We start from the raw sequence: 2,185 nt of genomic DNA, 5'->3' as shown, positions 1-2,185 counted from the left end.
CGCCGATATCTCGCGCGCCGCCGTATTGATCGCCTCCGTCGAATCCTTGATCCGGCCTACAACCTCGCGCAGCTTGTCCACCGTCGTGTTCGTGTCTTCCTTCAGACGACCGAACGTGCCCGCATAGTCACGATCGATCTTGCGGCTGAGGTCACCCTGCGCCATCGCGTTGAGTACCGATACGAGATCGGTCAGGCTGTCGGACACCTGTGCCACCAGTCCGTTGAGCCCGTCGGACAGCGCCTTGAAGAAGCCCTGCTTGCCGTCCGCCGACAGTCGCTTGCTGAAATCACCCCGCCCCGCCGACTGCACGAGATCGGTCACTTCCTTTTCGATGACATCCTCATCGGTGCGATCGAGCCACTCGCCGACCGAACCGAGACGCTGCCCTGCCTCATTGACAATCGGACTGGTGGTCAGCCGGTACAGACGCCCGCCAATGACGATTTCGCTCTGCACCGTAGCGACCAGACCCGCCAGGCGACGGCGTGCAGCTTCCCGATCGTCGTAGAACACCGTGATGTCGCTGCCGATGAAATGCTCGGCCGAGAACTGCGGCACCTTCTTGCGGATTTCCGCTTCGGTACGGCGCAGCGTGTCGAGCAGGGTCTTGTTGGCGTAAATGACGCGACCGCTGTTGTCGGCGATGCGGACATTCGTCGTGACGCTGTCGAGTGCCTCGCGAATGCGCAGGTTTTCGTTGGCGACGCGCCGGGCTTCCGCCATGTCCGCACCCAGCTTGATCTTCATCGACTTGGCTGCATCGAAGATGCCGATCATTTCGTCTCGGCGTGTGGTGTCTATCATCACATCGAGCTGACCGTCGGTCATCCGGTGCAGCATGGCGGTCACATCGTTGACCGGCCTGACGATGGCACGCATCAGCAGCCAGGCGCCCAGCGCGGCCAGCAGGAGGCCGCAAACCAGCAGCGCCGAAATGATGATGAAGACCCGCGACGATTCGTCACGGACACGCTGTATTTCGCCGCCGGCCACCCTGGTCTGCAGATCGATCAGTTCGCTGATCTTGCCGGAGATGGGATCGATGACCGGATACAATTCACTGACGGTGTAGGCCGCCAGCGCCTCCATGTCCTTGCTGCGCATGATCGCGGCAAGGCGTTCGATGGACGCATCGGCCGTGGCCATCAGCGGCGTCGCCTGAGCGACCAGCGCAGATTCATCGCTGATCATTTCGCTGGCGACGTAGGCGTTCCAGTTTTTCTCGATTGTGTCGTTCGCCTGAGCCAGGCTGCGTGAGCCTTCAGCGAAATCGATGTTGCCGTTGCGTACCTTGTGCGCCGTGTCGACGATGTTCACCGCATACATGTCGGCCACTGACTTGAGCTGTTGACTCGGCAGTACGCGGTCGTGATACACCCCCTCCAGGATGGACTCGGTCAACTTCATTTCATACATGCCGATGGCGGCAATGGCCGACATCATCAGACCGACGAAGCCTACGATGGCAAACATGCGGGCGCGGACGCTCAAGTCGGCAACGAAGCGCTTCGGCGAAAAGCCTTTCCTGACGATCACGCCATCACGCATGGCAACCCCGGCTGCGTTGCCTTCGCGGAAGTCGCGATAGGCCCTCTCGGCCGCCTGGATCTGCTGGCGCGTTGCGCGCGAGCGCACCGACATGTAACCCGAGATTGAGCCGTTCTCGAACAGCGGCGTGGCATTGGCGACCACCCAGTAGTGGTCACCATTCTTGCAGCGATTCTTTACCATCCCGGTCCATGGGCGCATCGCCTTCAGGCAGCGCCACATGTCTTCGAACGCTTCCTTCGGCATGTCCGGATGACGCACGATATTGTGCGGCTGGCCGATCAGCTCGGATTCATCGAAACCGCTGATCTCCAGGAAGTCGTGATTCACATAGACGATCTGACCCTTGCTATCGGTACGCGACACGATGTTGTGGCGTTCGGTCACCTCGACCTCACGCTGGGTCACCGGCGAGTTCATCCTCATTCGTCTCTCCAGAAGCTGTGCTGCTGACTGTGCTGCTGAACGTGCTTTTTCTCTGCGGCCGGGCGGTTCAGAACTCTTCCCACTCTTCCTCGTCGGCGATCACCGCCGCAGACTGAACCCGCTTCACCTTGCCCAGTGCCCCACCCCGCGTGCGTGGCAGCACCGGCTCCGTATTCGCCGCCTCGCGCTGCCTCAGCGACGCGCCATC

At 61.1% G+C, this 2,185-nt stretch carries 1 protein-coding gene; it reads right to left on the bottom strand.

Translation table 11 applies throughout. From position 1 onward, the window contains the following. A partial coding sequence (locus tag Q8R75_RS17705; RefSeq protein ID WP_305614433.1) for a PAS domain-containing protein occupies positions 1–1,977 on the bottom strand: 1,977 nt, incomplete at its 3' end. Between the last annotated feature and the right edge of the window lie 208 nt (positions 1,978–2,185).

The organism is Methyloversatilis sp. (assembly GCF_030696805.1).
Classification (GTDB): Bacteria; Pseudomonadota; Gammaproteobacteria; order Burkholderiales; family Rhodocyclaceae; genus Methyloversatilis.
This window is presented reverse-complemented; position numbering and strand designations above follow the sequence as displayed.